At 71.8% G+C, this 16492-nt stretch carries 17 protein-coding genes; 9 read left to right on the forward strand and 8 right to left on the reverse strand.

Annotation, left to right across the window (positions count from 1 at the left end; translation table 11 throughout):
* Positions 1-82: 82 nt before the first annotated feature.
* From BLV57_RS39220 to BLV57_RS39255, 8 genes are read left to right on the forward strand one after another with little or no spacing between them, the layout of a single operon-like run.
* The gene (locus BLV57_RS39220) at positions 83-1705 is read left to right on the forward strand and encodes a carbamoyltransferase family protein (RefSeq protein WP_091298863.1); all 1623 of its coding nucleotides are present in this window, start codon (positions 83-85) and stop codon (positions 1703-1705) included.
* Entirely contained in the window at positions 1702-3168 is a 1467-nt protein-coding gene (locus BLV57_RS39225) for an HAD-IIIA family hydrolase (RefSeq protein ID WP_091298866.1), read from the forward strand. Before BLV57_RS39220 ends, BLV57_RS39225 begins: the two co-directional genes overlap by 4 nt.
* On the forward strand, positions 3165-4178 hold the full coding sequence (locus BLV57_RS39230) for a glycosyltransferase family 9 protein (protein ID WP_091298868.1): 1014 nt from the start codon (positions 3165-3167) through the stop codon (positions 4176-4178). The genes BLV57_RS39225 and BLV57_RS39230 overlap by 4 nt, the downstream gene beginning before the upstream one ends.
* Complete coding sequence (locus tag BLV57_RS39235) at positions 4175-4738, forward strand: D-sedoheptulose-7-phosphate isomerase (protein ID WP_176969007.1); 564 nt, start codon at positions 4175-4177, stop codon at positions 4736-4738. The genes BLV57_RS39230 and BLV57_RS39235 overlap by 4 nt, the downstream gene beginning before the upstream one ends.
* The gene (locus tag BLV57_RS39240; protein ID WP_091298870.1) at positions 4735-6057 is read left to right on the forward strand and encodes a PfkB family carbohydrate kinase; all 1323 of its coding nucleotides are present in this window, start codon (positions 4735-4737) and stop codon (positions 6055-6057) included. Before BLV57_RS39235 ends, BLV57_RS39240 begins: the two co-directional genes overlap by 4 nt.
* A gap of 28 nt (positions 6058-6085) precedes the next feature.
* The gene (locus BLV57_RS39245; RefSeq protein WP_091298872.1) at positions 6086-6766 is read left to right on the forward strand and encodes an SDR family oxidoreductase; all 681 of its coding nucleotides are present in this window, start codon (positions 6086-6088) and stop codon (positions 6764-6766) included.
* Complete coding sequence (locus tag BLV57_RS39250; protein ID WP_091299135.1) at positions 6757-7674, forward strand: glycosyltransferase family 9 protein; 918 nt, start codon at positions 6757-6759, stop codon at positions 7672-7674. Before BLV57_RS39245 ends, BLV57_RS39250 begins: the two co-directional genes overlap by 10 nt.
* Complete coding sequence (locus BLV57_RS39255; RefSeq protein ID WP_091298875.1) at positions 7667-8977, forward strand: UDP-glucose dehydrogenase family protein; 1311 nt, start codon at positions 7667-7669, stop codon at positions 8975-8977. The genes BLV57_RS39250 and BLV57_RS39255 overlap by 8 nt, the downstream gene beginning before the upstream one ends.
* Before the next feature lie 11 nt (positions 8978-8988).
* On the opposite strand, the gene BLV57_RS39260 is transcribed toward BLV57_RS39255, so the two are convergent.
* From BLV57_RS39260 to BLV57_RS39285, 7 genes are all read right to left on the reverse strand, one after another.
* Positions 8989-9270 carry a hypothetical protein gene (locus tag BLV57_RS39260; RefSeq protein ID WP_091298877.1) on the reverse strand — a complete coding sequence of 94 codons (282 nt, stop codon included), beginning with the start codon at positions 9268-9270 and terminating at the stop codon, positions 8989-8991.
* Entirely contained in the window at positions 9267-10622 is a 1356-nt protein-coding gene (locus BLV57_RS39265; RefSeq protein WP_091299138.1) for an aldehyde dehydrogenase family protein, read from the reverse strand. Before BLV57_RS39265 ends, BLV57_RS39260 begins: the two co-directional genes overlap by 4 nt.
* 61 nt (positions 10623-10683) lie before the next feature.
* Positions 10684-11634 carry a TIGR03557 family F420-dependent LLM class oxidoreductase gene (locus BLV57_RS39270; protein ID WP_091298880.1) on the reverse strand — a complete coding sequence of 317 codons (951 nt, stop codon included), beginning with the start codon at positions 11632-11634 and terminating at the stop codon, positions 10684-10686.
* 55 nt (positions 11635-11689) lie between these two features.
* Positions 11690-13030, reverse strand: coding sequence for a cytochrome P450 (locus BLV57_RS39275; RefSeq protein WP_091298882.1), 1341 nt, complete (start codon positions 13028-13030; stop codon positions 11690-11692).
* Between the two features lie 184 nt (positions 13031-13214).
* A complete protein-coding gene (locus tag BLV57_RS39280) occupies positions 13215-13697 on the reverse strand; it encodes a restriction endonuclease (protein WP_091298885.1) in 483 nt (160 codons plus the stop codon).
* Positions 13698-13709: 12 nt separating this feature from the next.
* Positions 13710-13883 (reverse strand): hypothetical protein, encoded by a 174-nt coding sequence (locus BLV57_RS43545; protein WP_176969008.1) that lies wholly within the window; start codon positions 13881-13883, stop codon positions 13710-13712.
* Between the two features lie 76 nt (positions 13884-13959).
* Complete coding sequence (locus BLV57_RS39285; protein ID WP_091298888.1) at positions 13960-14553, reverse strand: TetR/AcrR family transcriptional regulator; 594 nt, start codon at positions 14551-14553, stop codon at positions 13960-13962.
* A 65-nt stretch (positions 14554-14618) separates the two neighbouring features.
* Between BLV57_RS39285 and BLV57_RS39290 the strand changes: the two genes are divergently transcribed.
* Positions 14619-15557, forward strand: a complete 939-nt coding sequence (locus tag BLV57_RS39290; RefSeq protein ID WP_091298891.1) for a beta-ketoacyl-ACP synthase III — start codon at positions 14619-14621, stop codon at positions 15555-15557.
* Positions 15558-15581: 24 nt separating this feature from the next.
* Here BLV57_RS39290 and BLV57_RS39295 read toward each other — a convergent pair whose 3' ends face one another.
* Positions 15582-16328: a phosphatase PAP2 family protein gene (locus BLV57_RS39295; RefSeq protein ID WP_176969009.1), complete on the reverse strand. Its 747-nt coding sequence runs from the start codon at positions 16326-16328 to the stop codon at positions 15582-15584.
* Between the last annotated feature and the right edge of the window lie 164 nt (positions 16329-16492).

Here is a 16492-nt window from a genome sequence, read left to right on the forward strand (position 1 = left end):
CCAGGGGTTTCTCCTCGATTCGTTTAGGCGTGGTTCCACTGGGTAACGCTGTCGGACCAAGCCCGAGCAGGAAGGTCACCCCGTGCGCATACTCGGTATCAACGCCGTGTTCCACGATCCGGCCGCCGCGCTGATCGTCGACGGCGAGATCATCGCCGCCGCCGAGGAAGAACGCTTCAGCCGCCGCAAGCACGGAAAGCGGCCGGTGCCGTTCTCCGCATGGGAACTGCCCGAGCAGGCCGCCGCCTGGTGCCTCGCCGAAGCCGGGATCGGCGCGCACGACCTCGACGCCGTCGGGTACTCCTACGATCCCGGACTCGTCGAGCACGGCCTGCCGGGCACCGACTCCTCCGGTGAGGAGCTGCGGACCGACTACGCGCGCCGCGCGCCGAAGTTCCTCAAGACCGCGCTGCCGGGCCTCGATCCGGGCATCGTCCGGTTCGTGCGCCATCATGTCGCGCACGCCGCCTCGGCCGCGCTGGCGTCGCCGTTCCCCGACTCGGCCGTGCTCGTCGCCGACGGCCGGGGCGAGGCGACCTCGTACCTGGCTGGCGAATACCGCGACGGGAAACTGGAAGAGCTGGCGTCCCAACGTCTTCCACACTCGCTCGGCCTGCTGTACGAGGACCTGACCGAGCATCTCGGGTTCGCCAGGTCCAGCGACGAATACAAGGTCATGGCGCTCGCGTCCCGCGCGTACCCGACGTTCCTGCGGAATTTCCGCGATCTCGTGTACGCCACCGGCGACGGCGGCTTCCATACCGAGCCGTTCGACTGGCGCACCTTCGCGCCGCCGCGCGCACCGGGCGAGCAGTTCCGGCCCGAGCACGCGGAACTCGCGGCGAGTGTCCAGCGCTGTCTCGAGGAGGTGCTGCTCGACCTCACGCGCTGGCTGCACGAGCGCACCGGCCAGACGGCGCTGACCCTCGCCGGCGGCATCGCGCTGAACTGTGTCGCGAACACACGCCTGCACGACGAGGGCCCGTTCCGGGACGTCTGGGTGCAGCCCGCGTCCGGCGACGCGGGCACCGCGCTCGGCGCGGCACTGCAGCTGTCGGCCGACTTCGGTGAGCCGGTCGCGCCGATGACGGGCGCCGATCTCGGCCGTGGCTGGCCGGACGACGCGCTCGAAGAGGTGCTGCGCCAAGCGAAAGTCCGCTACGACCGGCCGCCGGACATCGCCGTGGAGGTGGCCGAGGCGCTGGCCGCCGACCAGATCGTCGCCTGGTTTCAGGGCCGCGCCGAGTTCGGCCCGCGCGCGCTCGGGCACCGGTCCCTGCTCGCCCATCCCGGCCGCCCCGCGAACCTCGAACGGCTCAACGACGTCAAGGGCCGCGAGCAGTTCCGGCCGGTCGCGCCGATGGTGCTGGCCGACCGGGCCGCCGAGATCTTCTCGCGCGGGCCGCTGCCGAGTCCGTACATGCTCTTCGTGCACGACGTCGCGGAGCACTGGCGTGACCGCCTTCCCGCCGTCACCCACGTCGACGGCACCGCGCGCGTGCAGACCGTCGACGGCTCCCAGCCGCTGCTCGACCGGATGCTGCGCGAGTTCGACGCGCGCACCGGCATTCCCGCGGTGATCAACACCAGCCTCAACACCGCGGGCCGCCCGATGGTCGACAGCCCGCGTGACGCGCTCGAATGCTTCGGCTCCGCGCCGGTGGACCTGCTCGCGCTCGGGCCGTTCGCGGTGAGGCGCGCATGAGCCTCGACTACACGATCGTCATCCCGACCACCGGCCGGGACAATCTCGCGCTGCTGCTCACCGCACTGGACGAGATGACCGGCCCGCGGCCGGCGGAGATCATCGTGGTCGACGACCGCGCGAAGGAAGCCGGACTCACGGTGCCCGGCCACGTGCGGGTGCTGCGCTCCGGCGGGCATGGCCCCGCGACCGCGCGCAACGTCGGCTGGCGCGCCGCCGCGAGCGAATGGATCGCCTTCCTCGACGACGACGTGCTGGTCGGCGCCGACTGGGCCGAGCGGCTCGCCGAAGACCTGCTGCCGCTGGGCCGCGACGCCGGCGCGTCACAGGGCCGGATCGTCGTCCCGCTGCCCGCCGACCGGCGCCCCGCCGACGACGAACGCGGCACTGCCGGGCTGGAGACCGCACGCTGGATCACCGCGGACATGGCCTACCGGCGCACCGCTTTGGTCGAGGTGGGCGGGTTCGACCCGCGTTTCCCGCGCGCGTTCCGTGAGGACTCCGATCTCGCGCTGCGGGTGACGAAGGCCGGATACCTTATCGTGCAAGGAAAACGGGTCACGACGCATCCCGCGCGCCGCGCCGGGCCGTTCGCCAGCCTCAAGGCGCAGGCAGGCAACGCCGACAACGCGCTCATGCGGCGCAAGCACGGCGTGCTGTGGCGCCAGCAGACGGGTGCGGGCCCCGGCAGGCTCGGCAAGCACGCGTTGACCACGGCCGCCGCGCTCGCCGCGCTGGGTTTCGCCGTCACCGGAAGGAAATCCAAGGCACTCGCGGCTTTCGGCGCCTGGACCGGGCTGACCGCGGAATTCGCGGCGCGGCGGATCCTCGCGGGCCCGCGCACACCCGGCGAAGTCGGCCGGATGCTCGCGACCAGCGTCCTCATCCCGCCTGCCGCGTGCTTTCACCGGCTGCGCGGCGAGATCATCCACCGGCGGCCGCATCCTCCCGAGGCCATCCTCTTCGACCGTGACGACACCCTGATCGTCGACGTGCCTTATCTCAATGACCCCAAAGGCGTCCGCCCGGTGCCGGGCGCCCGCGAGATCCTTTGTGGACTCAGGGAATCCGGCGTGCGCGTCGGGGTGGTCAGCAATCAGTCCGGGGTCGCGCGCGGTCTGATCGACGACGGCCAGCTCGCCGCCGTCAACGCCCGCGTCGACGAGCTGCTCGGCCCGTTCGGCACCTGGCAGGTCTGCGTGCACGGCGACGAGGACGGCTGCTGCTGCCGCAAACCCGCGCCGGGACTCGTCCTGCGCGCGGCCCGCGACCTCGGCGTCGACGTCAGCCGGTGCGTGGTCATCGGCGACACCGGCGCGGACGTCGACGCCGCGCTCGCCGCTGGCGCCCGCGCCGTGCTGGTGCCGACCCAGCGCACCCGGCCAGGGGAAATCGTGCGTGCGCACCGGGAGGCCGCCGTCGCGCGCGACCTCGCGCACGCGGTCCGCTTGGCGCTGCGATGACCAGGCGAGTGCTGGTCGCGCGCATGGACAGCGTCGGGGACGTGCTACTCGCGGGGCCCTGTGTCCGCGCGGTCGCGGCCGGGGCCGACCACGTCACGCTGCTCGCGGGCCCGCGCGGGCGTGCGGCGGCCGAGTTGCTGCCGGGCGTCGACGAGGTGCTCACCTGGTGCGCGCCGTGGATCGACCCCGAGCCGCCGCCGCTGACCGCGCCGAGCGTCGGCGCGCTGCTCGGGCGATTGCGCGACCTCGAACTCGACGCGGCGCTCGTGCTCACGTCGTTCCATCAGTCGCCGCTTCCGCTCGCGCTGCTGCTGCGGCTCGCGGGCGTGCCGTGGATCGGCGCGATCTGCGACGACTACCCCGGCTCACTGCTCGATCTTCGCCACCGGGTGCCCGGGGATCCGCCCGAGGCGCTGCGCATGCTTTCGCTCGCCCGCGCGGCGGGCTACGACCTGCCCGCCGGTGACGACGGCAGGCTCCGGCTGAAGCGGCCGCTGCCCGATGTCACCGCGCTGGCCGGTCCTCCCGGCTACGTGGTCATGCATCCCGGAGCCTCGGTGCCCGCCAGGCAGCCGACCGCGGCCTGGGCCGCGATCGTCACCCGCACGGTCGCCGACGCCGGGCATCGGGTCGTGGTCACCGGCTCCGAAAAGGAACTCACCAAGGCCGCGGCCGGTGACTGGGCCGTCGATCTCGGCGGGGCCACGAGCCTGCCCGAGCTGGCGGCCGTGCTGGGCGGGGCGCGCGGGGTGATCGCGCCGAACACCGGGCCAGCGCATCTGGCCGCCGCCGTCGGCACGCCGGTGGTCTCGCTGTTCGCCCCGGTCGTGCCCGCCGCGCGCTGGGCCCCGTTCGGCGTGCGCGCCGCCCTGCTCGGCGATCAGCACGCGCCGTGCCGGAACAGCCGCGCCAAGGTCTGCCCGGTGCCCGGGCATCCGTGTCTCGACTCCATCACCCCGTCGCAGGTGCTGACAGCGCTGACGGAACTCACCTCGGGAGGTGTCTCATGATCGAAGAGCATTTCGCGGCTCTGAACCTCGCTCTACGACGGATGGACGCGAGCGCGCCCCGGCTCCGCGACTGGGGCACGCACCTCGCCGGCGTTCTCGGCCGCGGCGGGCGATTACTGACCTGTGGCAACGGCGGCAGCGCCGCCGAGGCCCAGCATCTCACCGGCGAACTCGTCGGCCGGTTCCGCAACGAACGGCAGCCGCTGTCGGCGATCGCGTTGCACGCCGACACGTCGTCGGCCACCGCCATCGTCAACGACTACGGCGAAAGCGAGCTGTTCGCGCGGCAGGTGCGTGCGCACGGCAGGCCGGGCGACGTGCTGATCGCGTTGTCCACCAGCGGAACCAGTCCCAACGTGCTCGCCGCGGCCAAGGCGGCGCTCGACATCGGCATGACCGCGTGGGCGTTCACCGGCCCGGCGCCGAACCCGCTCGCGGCGATCTGCGACGACGCGGTCGCCGTCGAGGCGCCGAGCACCGCCACCGTGCAGGAGGTGCATCTGGCGCTGGTGCACGCGTTGTGCACGGCGCTCGACGAGGCACTGGGCGTGCCCACGTGAGGCCGCTCGTGGTGATCGGCGACGCACTGCTGGACGTCGACGTCGAGGGCACCGCCGACCGGCTCTGCCCCGAGGCGCCGGTGCCGGTGGTCGATGTCGCGCGGGAATGGCGGCGCCCCGGCGGCGCGGGCCTGGCCGCGGTGCTCGCGGCCAGGACGGCCGCCCAGGTGACCTTGGTGACCGCACTCGCCGACGACGCCGCCGGCGCGAGCCTCACCCGGCTGCTGAGCCGGGACGTCGAGATCGCGCGGATGCCGCTCAGCGGTGCCACGGTGGCGAAACGCCGGGTCCGCGCGGGCGGGCAATCGTTGCTGCGCATGGATTCCGGTGACGGCTTGGCCGCTGAAAGCCCGCTGCCCGGTCCGGTACGTGACGCCATCCGGTCGGCGGGCGCGATCCTCGTCGCCGACTACGGCAGGGGCGTCGCCCAGCACCCGGAAGTCCGCAGGCTGCTCACCACCACGACGGCGCCGGTGGTGTGGGATCCGCACCCGCGCGGCTCCTCGCCGCTGCCCGGTTCCCGGCTGGTGACCCCGAATGTGGCCGAGGCGCGGCATTTCGCGCCAGGGCACGCCGAGCCGGAGGAACTCGCCAAGCTGCTGCGGGCCGAGTGGTCCGCCGACGCGCTGGCCGTGACGGCCGGCTCGCGAGGCGCGGTGTTCGCGGACGAGGCCGGGGTGTCCACGATCCCGGTGCCGCGGGGCATCCGCGCGCTCGACACCTGCGGTGCGGGCGACCGATTCGCCTCGGCAGCCGCGGCCGCGCTGCTCGACGGCGCGTCGACCCGGGAGGCGGTGACCGTCGCGGTCACGGCGGCCGCGCGGTTCGTCGCGGCCGGTGGCGCCGCCGCCGTGTCCACTTGCGACACCCGGGAGGCGCCGGTCTCCGTGGACGGCACCGCGTTCGGGCTCGCCGAAAGCGTCCGCCGCGACGGCGGCAGGCTGGTGGCCACCGGCGGCTGCTTCGATCTGCTGCATCCCGGGCATCTCAGCCTGCTGCGGCAGGCGCGCGCGCTCGGCGACGCGTTGATCGTCTGCCTCAACTCCGACGAGTCCGTGCGCGGCTTGAAGGGCGCTGGCAGGCCGATCGTGCCCGCGCGCGACCGCGCCAGGATGCTGCTCGAACTGTCCTCTGTGGACGCCGTGGCCGTCTTCGACGAGCCGTCGCCGGTGCGGGTGCTGCGGCGCCTGCGGCCGGACATCTGGGTCAAGGGCGGCGACTACGCGGGCACGCACCTGCCCGAACGCGACCACGTCGGCGAGGTGGTGCTCGTCCCGCTGGTCGGCGGCTACTCGACCACCAAGCTCATCAACCACTGAGGCTCATCGACCACTGACAGGGAGAACCATGCTGGGCAAGGTCTTGATCACCGGCGGCGCGTCCGGGCTGGGCGCGGCCACGGTCGCCGCGGTCCGCGACGCGGGCGGCTCGCCGCTCGTCATCGACCGGGTCACGCCGGACTCCGCCGACGATCACGTGGTGGCCGATCTCGCCGACTCGGCGGCGGCCGAAGCGGCCGTGCGCGAGCTCGCCGACCGCGCGGGCGGCCTCGACGCGGTGTTCACCGCCGCGGGCACCGACGCCTGCGGCCGATTCGACGATGTGTCCACTAAGGACTGGGAACGCGTCGTCCAGGTCAACCTGCTGGGCACGGCCGCCGTCGTGCGCGCGGCGCTGCCCTATCTCGAAGCGTCGCACGGCAAGGTGGTGACCGTGGCGTCGACGCTCGGCGTCAAGGCCGTCAGCGACGCGACCGCCTACTGCGCCTCGAAATTCGGGATCGTCGGCTTCACCCGCGCGCTCGCCGCCGAGACGGCGGGCCGGATCGGCGTGACGCTGCTGATCCCCGGTGGCATGCACACCGCGTTCTTCGACGACCGGGCCGAGCAGTACAAACCGCCGCCCGACGCCAAGCTGAACCGGCCGGAGGACGTCGCGCGGACCGTGGTCTTCGCGTTGAGCCAGCCGCCCGGGTGCGAGGTGCGCGAGCTGGTCGTGTGCTCGTCCGAAGAAGGGTCCTGGCCGTGACCGTGCTGGTGCTGCGCGCGCTGGGGCTCGGTGACCTGCTCACCGGCGTCCCCGCGTTACGCGCGCTGCGCCGCGCGTTCCCCGGCGAGCGGCTCGTGCTGGCCGCGCCGCCGTCGCTGAGCGAACTGGTCCCGCTGATCGGCGCGGTCGACGACCTGCTGCCGACCTCCGGGCTCGGCGAACTCGAGTGGGCGGGCCCGCCGCCTCGGCTGGCGGTCAACCTGCACGGCCGCGGCCCGCGGAGCACCACCGACCTGCTCGCGCTCGACCCGCGCGAACTGATCACGCACGGGCAGTACCCGTGGCGTGCCGACCTGCACGAGGTCGACCGCTGGTGCGGGCTGCTCGAGTACGCCGGGATCACCACCGACCGGACCGACCTCGGCCTGTCGATCGACCGGCTGAGCCCGGCGCCCGGCGCGGTCGTCATCCATCCCGGCGCGGCGTATCCCGCGCGGCGCTGGCCACCGGACCGGTTCGCGTCGGTGGCGAAGGCGCTGGCCCGCGACGGGCACCGGGTGGTCGTCACCGGCGGTCCGGACGAGGTCGGCCTGGCATCGAACGTCGCGTCGCAAGCCGGTTTGGACGACGACGCCGTCCTGGCAGGCCGGACCGGCCTCGCCGATCTCGCGGCCTTGGTCGCCGACGCGGCGCTCGTGCTGTGCGGCGACACCGGCGTCGGGCATCTCGCGACCGCGTTCGGCACCCCGTCGGTGCTGCTGTTCGGGCCGACGCCGCCCCGGTTGTGGGGGCCGCCGCCGGACGCCCGGCAGCACGTCACGCTCTGGGTCGGCGACGTCGGCGACCCGCACGCCGACCAGCCTCACTCCGGCCTGCTCCTGCTGTGCGCGGACCGGGTGCTGGCGGCGGCGCGCCGTCTCGTCGGCGAGCGGGTGGCCCATGGCTGAGCTCGCGGTCATCGGCGCCGGGTACGTCGGCCTCACCAGCGCGGCCTGCCTGGCGCGGCTGGGCAACTCCGTGGTGTGCGTGGACAATGATCCGTCCAAAGTGGATTATTTGCTGGCCGGCGAGGTGGGGATCGCCGAACCCGGGCTGCCGGAACTCGTCCGCGAAGGCCTTTCGAGCGGGAAACTCACCTTCACGACCTCGCTCGATCCGCTGCGCGGCATCGGCATGGTCATGCTGTGCCTGCCGACCCCGATGGCCGCGGACGGGCACGCCGATCTGAGCGTGCTGGAGTCCGTGCTCGGCTCGCTCGGCGATCTGCTGGGGCGCGACGGGGTGGTGGTGTTGAAGTCGACCGTCCCGGTCGGCACGGCCGAACGCGCGGCGGAGCTGCTGTGCCGTGCCGACGTCCAGGTGGTCGGCAACCCGGAGTTCCTGCGCGAGGGGTTCGCCGTCGAGGACTTCTTGCACCCGGACCGGATCGTCGTCGGCGCGGCCGATCAGGAGGCGGGTGACCGGGTCGCCGCGCTGTACGCGTCCACCGGGGCGCCGGTGCTGCGGACCGATCCGGCGAGCGCCGAGCTGGCGAAGTACGCGAGCAACGCCTTCCTGGCGATGAAGGTCTCCTACGTCAACGTCCTCGCCGAGCTCTGCGAACGGCTAGGCGCCGAGGTCGCCGAGGTCGCGGCGGTGATGGGCCTCGACGACCGGATCGGGCCCGCGTTCCTGTCGCCGGGCCCCGGCTGGGGCGGCTCGTGCCTGCCGAAGGACACCAGCGCGCTGCTGCGCACGGCCGAACACGCTGGCATCGACTTCGCCATGCTGCGCGACGCGGTGCGCGCCAACGCCCGTCAGCAGGCCGTCATCGTCCGCAAGATCCGGTGCGCGGTCACCGGTTCGGCTTCGGGGTCGCTGGCGGGCGCGCGCATCGGCCTGCTCGGGCTGACGTTCAAGGCGGGCACCGGCGACCTCCGCCACTCCCCCGCGCTCGCCATCGCCGACGAGCTGGCGCGGGCAGGCGCCGTCCTGACCGGCTACGACCCCGGCGTCACCGGGCGCGACAAGGTGGGCCCGGTGACCGTGGCCGGCGACCCCACGCTGGTCGCCAAGGAGGCCGACGCGATCGTCGTGCTGACCGAATGGCCCGAGTTCCGCGACCTCGACTGGGCCCAGCTCGCGGCCGTCGCCGCGCGGCCGGTGCTGGTCGACACCCGCAACCTGCTCGACGCGCGGGCACTCGCGGGCACTCCGTTCCTCAGGACGGGTGTCGGGACCGGAAAGCCCGGTGAACCACATCCTCGTTAGCAGAACCGGGGTCAGCGCACCTCGAACTCCCCGGCCCGCGCCCCGACAACGAGTGTCCGGTCGCCCACGACCTCCGCGCTGGCCAGGTCGAGGAACACCCGCGCGCCGGTCTCCTCGTCCGCGAAGACCAGGTCCGTCTCGGTCCCCGTCGCGGCCACCTCCGTCTGGATCGCCACCGCGTCGCCCGGGGGCTGGTCGGCGAGCGCGTCGACGCGCAGCCCGCCTTCCGGCACCACGCCTTCCGCCGCCATCAGGCCGTGGATCTCGCGTGCCGCCTCCGTGCTCACCTTCATGACGTCGCCTTCCGTTCGATCGCCTGCCCCAGGTGGACGACCTTCGTCTGAGTCAGTTCGTCGAGCAGCTCGGGCCCATAGCCATACGCGTTGCCGCTCAGCCCGCGCGGGTGCGCCGCTCCGCCCGGTGCCCCGCCGAACACGGCGTTGACCTTGACGGTGCCCGCGGGCAGCACCCGCCACGCCTGCTGCGCGTGCGCGGAATTCGCGGTGAGCACCGTCGCCGCGAGCCCGTGCGCGTCCTGCGCCGCCTCGGCCAGGCCCCGCTCGAACCCCGGGACGACCCGGACCGGCGCGACCGGCCCGAAGGTCTCCTCATTCATGACCCGCATCGACGGCTCGCAGCCCGCGAGCACGGTCGCCGGGTAATGGGCGCCCGGCCCGCCGGGGATCTCGCCCCCGGTAAGGATTTCGGCGCCGTTTCGAGCCGCGTCGGCCACGTGGGCATGGACATGATCGCGGTGCCGCCGGTCGACGAGCGGCGCGAGCGAGCGGTTCGACGCTTCCGCGCACAAGGCGGCCAGGAACGGCTCGGCCACCGCCTCGTGCACATAGATCCGTTCCACGGCGACGCAGATCTGGCCGGAGTTCGCGAACGCGCCGAGCGCGGCCTGCTCCGCCGCCCACACCGGATCGACATCGGCGTCGACGACCAGCGGGTCATTACCGCCGTTCTCGAGGATCGTCTTGGCGCCGGTCACCGCGGCGGCCGCCGCGATCGACCGGCCGGTGGCCGTGCCGCCGACGTGCGCCACCACGTCCACCTCCGAGGACCCGGCCAGCAGTGCGCCGACCGAGCCATCGCCGTGCAGTGTCCGCAGAACTCCTTGGGGCAGAACGCTTTCCAGGAGCCGTCCGAGCAGATCGCCGGTGTGCGGTGCCCGTTCGCTGGGTTTGTGCACGACGGTGTTGCCGGTGACCAGCGCGGCGCCCAGCAGGCCGCAGGAGACGGCGACCGGGTCGTTCCACGGCGTCAGCGCGACGACCACGCCGCGTGGCTCGGGCACCATCATGTCGATCGCGTCGAACGCGCCCAGCAGGGTCTTGCCCCGATGCACCGGCCCTAGCTCGGCGTACTGCTCCAGCGTCGCGGCGCCCGCCAGCACGCCTTCCCTGGCTTCGCCGACCGGGCGCCCGGTCTCGGCCTTGTTCAGCTCCGCGAGGTCATCGGCCCGCTCCCGGACGAGCGCGGCGCCGGCCCGCACCGCCGCGGCGCGTTCGGCCGCCGGAGTGCGAGCCCACCGGGACTGAGCGCGCCTGGCGCTGTCCAGGGCCTCACCGACCTCCGAGGTCGAGGCCACCGGCATGGCGCCGACGGGCTCGCCGGTGTCGGGGTCCACGATCGCGATCATCGCCCGTTCTTCCACCGAAACCACTCGGTTTCTCCTTCGGTCTGGGTGTTCGTCGCGGCCATCACACGCGCGGGAGGACTTCCTTCTCCCACACCTCGAAGAACCTGTCCTGTTCGGACCCGATCTGCTGCACGTAGACCTCGTCGAACCCGGCGTCGGCGAACTTCCCGAGCTGCTCGATCGAGCGGCCGACATCCGGTCCGCACGGGATCATCTCGCGGACCATGTCCTCGGTGACCAGTTCCGTCGCCGCCTCGAAGTCCCGCGGATTCGGCAACGTCGAAGGCAATTGCCCGGGCAGGGCTTCGTTGCGCCACAAGCGGTGCGCCGTCTCGACACCCTCCTTTTCGGACTCGGCGAGGCACACCTTCATCCCGCCCTGCACCGGCCGCTGGCCGCCACCCGCCTCCCGATACCGCCGCACCAGGTCGGCGTCCGGCGAGACCGTGCAGAACCCATCACCGGACGCGGCGGCGAGCTCGGTCGCCTTCGGCCCGAAACCGGAGACGTAGATCGGCACGGGCTCGTCCGGCACGGTGTAGAGCCGGGCGTTCTCGACGGTGTAGTACTTCCCGCGGTGGCTGATCTCCTTGCCGGTGTGCAACGCGCGGATGACCTCGATCGCCTCGGCCAGCATTTCGATCCGTTCCGTGGGAACGGGCCAGCGTTCGCCGGTGACGTGCTCGTTCAGCGCCTCTCCGGTGCCCAGCCCGAGCCTGAACCCGCCGCGGCACTGCACGGCCGCCGTCGCGGCCGCGTGCGCCACGATGGCCGGGTGCATCCGGATCAGCGGGCAGGTGACCGCGGTCGTCACGGGCAGCGAAACGGCCTCGCTGAGCGCGCCGATCACGGACCAGACGAAGGGGCTGTTGCCCTGGGCGTCCAGCCAGGGATGGAAGTGATCCGAAATCCACAGTCCGGAGAACCCGGCCGCTTCGGCCCGTTTCGCCTGTTCGACCAGCTCGCGCGGGCCGAACTCTTCACAGGACAGGAAGTAGCCGATTTTCACCATATGCTGACCGGTACCCGGCACGACCGCCGGTAAACATCACGGCGCCCGCCAATGATCACCCGGTCCGCTGAGCGGACAGCGGCTCCGCGATCGACTCGAAGCGCAGGCCGAAGTTGTTCACCGTCGCGGGCAGCCTGCCCGGCGTCATGGAGGTTCCCCGCAGCTCATAACGGTTGTCCCGCAGCAGATTCGCGAGCATCGTCGACGCGGTGAAGAGCACCAGGTCGCGTCCGGGGCAGATCGCGGGACCGGCGCTGAACGGCACCAGCGCGGGGTTCTCCTGGGCACGTCCGTCCAGCCAGATCTCGGGCTCGAACCGATCCGCGTAAGGCAAGCGCTCGGAATCGCGATGGAAGAACGGGGTGTAGACGAACTCCGTCGTGCCGTCCGGACCCCATTCGGTGTCCACCCGGCTTTCGCGCAGCAGTGCGGGAGTGGTCGGCCACAACCGCACAGACTCGAGCACACACGCACGCAGATACGGCAGCTGGTGCGGCACGGCCAAGTCCAGCGAACCGAGGCCGCTACACGCCCGCTCGGCCTCGACCGGATGAGTGGCCAGCAGCGCCAAGGCTCGGAACGTGACGATCCCGGCGGCGTCGAAGGCGAACAGCCAATGCGGCACCTGACCGGCCGGGTCGAGCGCGCCGTCCCCCGGCACTTTCGCGAGTTTCGCCGCCAAGCTGTCCGGACGAGCCCAGCCGACCTGACGGCGCACCGTGTTCAGGAACCGCTCGCGAAGCCGCCGTCGCGGCGGGCGCGCGTACGCCCAATTGGCATCCAGCCGCAGCCGATCGAGCAGGTCGGTGACCTCGCGATCGGCGGCGTTATCGCCCCCGAGCACCACTCGGCGCACGACCCGCCACCAGGCTTGATCGAAGCCCGTCCAGTCGAGTTCGGCGCCACGCAGGCTCGCGGCCTCGTCGCGGATGATCGCCGCCCATGGCGCTGCCAGTTCATGCAGGGGCTGCCCGGGCTCGAGCACGGTTTCGTTGAAGCGACGGCGTTCCGCCCGCTCCGGGGGTTCGGAGATCAGCACGCCGTTCGGCTGGAAATGTCCGAGCGCGGCCTTCTTTTCCCTGGTGGCCGGGCTGAACGGGTGCGGCGCGCCCGCGAGCAGCTCACCCACGTCCTCGGCGGCGAGCGGAAGAGTGACCGACCGTCCGGGAACACGCAGCCGCAGCGGGCCGTCGCCGTACTTGGCACGCAACCGGCGCAGCAGCCTGATCCCCGCGCGGTCGGCCTGGATCGTCTGCGCGAGCGCCATCATGTGCGGGCGGCGCTTGATGATCCCCACGGCGATCGTCGGCGCGGCCACCATGGCCGCCACCCGCAGCGTGTCAGGCACGGAAGCCGTGGCCGTGCTGATGCGTCGTTCCTGGTCGGCCCGTGTCATGAATTCTCCTCGCCTGCCGGTCCGCACCGGCTACCCGAGGTCGCGCCTCCCAAAACCGGGTTAGTGAGCGGAAGGCCGAATATGGCGTGTTCCGGGGCAGGCCGGTGTGGATTTCCTTGACCGAGTTCGATGTAGTCGCGCGGTGAAGCGAGCTGCGGGGCGCCACGCCACCTTTGCCCTTTCCTCACTGAGCCGCGAGAAGTCCGCGAAGACGATCAGGCGCGTGATGCCGGGCAAGCCTGCACACGGTGAGCTGCGCACTCAGACTGCTGAACAGATCAGGTCCGATCTCCTCCGGGTCCACATCCGTCCGCAGCCAGTGGACCGGGCGCACATGCCTGAAGCCTGCCGCCGCCTCCCGCCGATATCGGTAGTCGCCGGAGATCTCGCCGATCGCGTACAGGCGAAGGGTTTTGATGGGCATGACCGCCACATCGCCGAGCATCATCTCTCGCGAAAATCGCCAAAGCTGGCCTGTCCAGTTGACGATCGTCGAGTGCGGATTTCCGGCGTAGCGGTGCCTGAGGTCCAGTCGCAGCTCGGCCCTGGTTTCGTATTCGGCGAGGTCTGACACCTGGTCCCAGCCGACGATCAGGAGCCCCTCGCCCAGGGCCGCCTGTTCACGTTCACCGTGCCGCCCGGCACGGACCTGCCAAGCAGCGTTCATCGGTGGTCGGCTTCAGTTCGGCTTTTCGTTCTCCGGCGCCAGCCCTCCACTGTCGCTCCGGCCTTCGTCGGATCCGGTCTCGTCGCCGTCTTGGTCATGCAAGGTCGGCTCGGTGTGCTCACCCGCGAAGTCGGCGTCTTCTTCCATGGACGCGGCCGTCGCCGGGTCGATCTCCGGTGTGCTCATAGGCGGGGGTGTACCCACACCCGGACCGGTCTACTCGGGGTCGATGCTCTCCCACGGGATATCGCGCGAGCGCGAGTCAGAACAGTCGTTTCATCGCGCGGCGCGCGCGGGCCGGGGCTTGGCGGTCGCGGTGCAGTTGCAGGAAATGGTTGAGTGCCACCATGATCCCGACGATCTCGTAGAGCAGCTGGTCGATATCGGTGTCCGGCGGCAGCTCGTCCAGGCTTATCGCACGCCAGATGTTGACGCGCAGCTCCCGCTGCCAGAGCACGTCCATGCCGGCGATGGCGTCGCGCACCGGTCCTTCCCTGCCGTCGAACTCGGCCGCCGCCGCGGTGAAGAAGCAGCCGCCGGGAAGCAGCTCACGCTCCAGATACGAGATCCACGCTTCGCAGGCCGCGCGCAGATACGGCAGCCCCCGCGCCACGCCGCGGGCGCGTTCGGGCACCTCGCGGACGAACAGGTCGGCGGCGGCGTCGACGACGGCCAGCTGAAGGCTCTCCTTGGTGCCGAAATGGCCGATCACGCCCGCCTTGCTCATCCCCAGCTCAGCGGCGAGCCGCCCGATGGTCAACCCCTCCAGGCCTTCCGCGGACGCGATCACCAGGCCGACATCGAGGATGCGCTGCCGGGTGAGACGGGACTCGGCCACCGACTTCCGAGGGCTCATGCGACCACTATAGATTACGAACGATCGGTTGCTATATTTCGGGTCCGACCCCTGAGGAGGGACAGATGCCCGGCTCCCGCATCACCGCGCTCGGTCACCACCAGCCCGCCCGCGTGCTGACCAACACCGATCTCGAAAGGATGGTCGACACGTCCGACGAGTGGATCCGCCGCCGCACCGGCATCGCCCAGCGCCATATCGCGGACGGCTCGGTAGCCGATCTGGCCACCGAAGCCGCGGCGAAGGCGCTGGCCTCGGCGGGCCTCGAACCGGGCGACATCGGCATGGTCACCGTCGCCACCTGCAGCGCGATCGACCGCTGCCCGTCGATCGCCGCTCAGGTCGCCGGCCGCCTGGGCATCACGAGCCCGGTCTGTTTCGACCTCAACAACGGCTGCGCCGGTTTCTGCACCGCGCTGGCCACCGCCGACCACGCCGTCCGGGCGGGCGCCGCCCAGCACGCGCTGGTCATCGGCGCGGAGAAGATGTCGGACATCACCGACTGGACCGACCGAAGCACCTGCGTCCTGCTCGGGGACGGCGCGGGCGCCGCCATCCTCAGCGCGGACGACGCGGCCGCGGTGGGCCCGGTCGTCTGGGGTTCCGACCCGGCACGCAGGCACCTGGTCCGGCTCGTGGACGAGTGGCAACCCTCATTCGCCCAGGACGGCCAGTCGGTGTTCCGCTGGGCCACCCAGGAACTGCCCGCCGTCGCGGCGGAGGCCTGCCGTCGCGCGGGCATCGCCACCACGGACCTCGCCGGAGTCGTCACCCACCAGGCCAACCTGCGGATCATCGAGGCGCTGACAGACCGTCTCGAGCTCCGTGACGACGTCGTCATCGGCCGCGATGTCGTCGACTCGGGGAACACCTCGGCGGCGTCGGTCCCGCTCGCACTGTCCAAAATGGTCTCTCGCGGCGAGCTGCCCTCCGGTGAACCGGTGCTGCTCTTCGCCTTCGGCGGCGGGCTGTCCTGGGCAGGCCAGGTCGTGACGTGTCCCTGAAAGACCCGGTCCGGGATCTCGCGGTCAGGTGTCCGTGGCGCTGCCAGAGCTTGCCAGAACGGCATGCCCGGTCGCGGAGCGACGGCGAAACCCCATGTACACGGTCACGCAGGTGGCCAGCCACAACATGCCGATCGTCCAGCCGCCGAGCACATCGGAGGGCCAGTGCACGCCGAGGTACAGCCGCGACAGCCCCACCAGTGCGACCGCGGACACCGCCGCGGTGACCGCGAAAATCCGCACCGCGCGCCGGTGGGTGTGCAGCACCACCAACGTAGCGAGCACACCGAGCACGACGGCCGAGCTCAGGCTGTGCCCGGATGGGAAAGACTGGTTGGTCTCGGGCACCAGGCGATCGATCACCGGCGGCCTCGATCGCCCGACCAGCATCTTGAGCGCCAGCACCAACGCACCGGCGCCCGCGGTGGCGACCGCCACCAGCACCACCTGGTCCCACCGCCGCCGCCACGCCGCCCAGGCACACACGACCCCGGCCAGCGCCGCCATCGGCAGGGTGTCGCCCGCGTCACTGATCCCCACCGCGAGCGAGGTCACCCAGCCAGAGCGATGAGCGATGAACCACTGCAGCTCACCGAGATCACCCCGAGTCAGGCCATCATGGTCGATCACATTGTCGGTCAGCTCCGCCACCGCAGCACCGAGCGCGAACACCGTCGCGGTCCCGAACGCCACCGGCACCGCGATCGTGCCCCGGCGCGCCAGCACCGCCACCGCTACCACCGCGAACAACATCAACACGAGACCGGCCATCAGACCAGGGTAGACACGCGTTGCTGAGACCCCTGGAGCGGCGTCGGCGCCGAGTGAAGATTCAGAGTCCCGAGTGCTGGGTAGTAGGGCGGCGTGGAGTCTGCGATGGCAGTCCGCGAAGGAACCCCGTACGCGAGAGACACTCCTGCACTTTGCCCTTGGAG

The sequence above is a fragment of the Amycolatopsis xylanica genome (genome assembly GCF_900107045.1).
Taxonomy (GTDB): Bacteria; Actinomycetota; Actinomycetes; order Mycobacteriales; family Pseudonocardiaceae; genus Amycolatopsis; species Amycolatopsis xylanica.

Excerpts from the sequence above, each read along its gene's own strand:
- BLV57_RS39270 (WP_091298880.1), bottom strand. The coding sequence starts at position 11,634 with ATGGTGAAAATCGGCTACTTCCTGTCCTGTGAAGAGTTCGGCCCGCGC.
- BLV57_RS39265 (WP_091299138.1), bottom strand. The coding sequence starts at position 10,622 with ATGATCGCGATCGTGGACCCCGACACCGGCGAGCCCGTCGGCGCCATG.
- BLV57_RS43545 (WP_176969008.1), bottom strand. The coding sequence starts at position 13,883 with ATGAGCACACCGGAGATCGACCCGGCGACGGCCGCGTCCATGGAAGAA.
- BLV57_RS39225 (WP_091298866.1), top strand. The coding sequence starts at position 1,702 with ATGAGCCTCGACTACACGATCGTCATCCCGACCACCGGCCGGGACAAT.
- BLV57_RS39290 (WP_091298891.1), top strand. The coding sequence starts at position 14,619 with ATGCCCGGCTCCCGCATCACCGCGCTCGGTCACCACCAGCCCGCCCGC.
- BLV57_RS39285 (WP_091298888.1), bottom strand. The coding sequence starts at position 14,553 with ATGAGCCCTCGGAAGTCGGTGGCCGAGTCCCGTCTCACCCGGCAGCGC.
- BLV57_RS39235 (WP_176969007.1), top strand. The coding sequence starts at position 4,175 with ATGATCGAAGAGCATTTCGCGGCTCTGAACCTCGCTCTACGACGGATG.
- BLV57_RS39255 (WP_091298875.1), top strand. The coding sequence starts at position 7,667 with ATGGCTGAGCTCGCGGTCATCGGCGCCGGGTACGTCGGCCTCACCAGC.
- BLV57_RS39245 (WP_091298872.1), top strand. The coding sequence starts at position 6,086 with ATGCTGGGCAAGGTCTTGATCACCGGCGGCGCGTCCGGGCTGGGCGCG.
- BLV57_RS39275 (WP_091298882.1), bottom strand. The coding sequence starts at position 13,030 with ATGACACGGGCCGACCAGGAACGACGCATCAGCACGGCCACGGCTTCC.
- BLV57_RS39260 (WP_091298877.1), bottom strand. The coding sequence starts at position 9,270 with ATGAAGGTGAGCACGGAGGCGGCACGCGAGATCCACGGCCTGATGGCG.
- BLV57_RS39295 (WP_176969009.1), bottom strand. The coding sequence starts at position 16,328 with ATGGCCGGTCTCGTGTTGATGTTGTTCGCGGTGGTAGCGGTGGCGGTG.
- BLV57_RS39230 (WP_091298868.1), top strand. The coding sequence starts at position 3,165 with ATGACCAGGCGAGTGCTGGTCGCGCGCATGGACAGCGTCGGGGACGTG.
- BLV57_RS39280 (WP_091298885.1), bottom strand. The coding sequence starts at position 13,697 with ATGAACGCTGCTTGGCAGGTCCGTGCCGGGCGGCACGGTGAACGTGAA.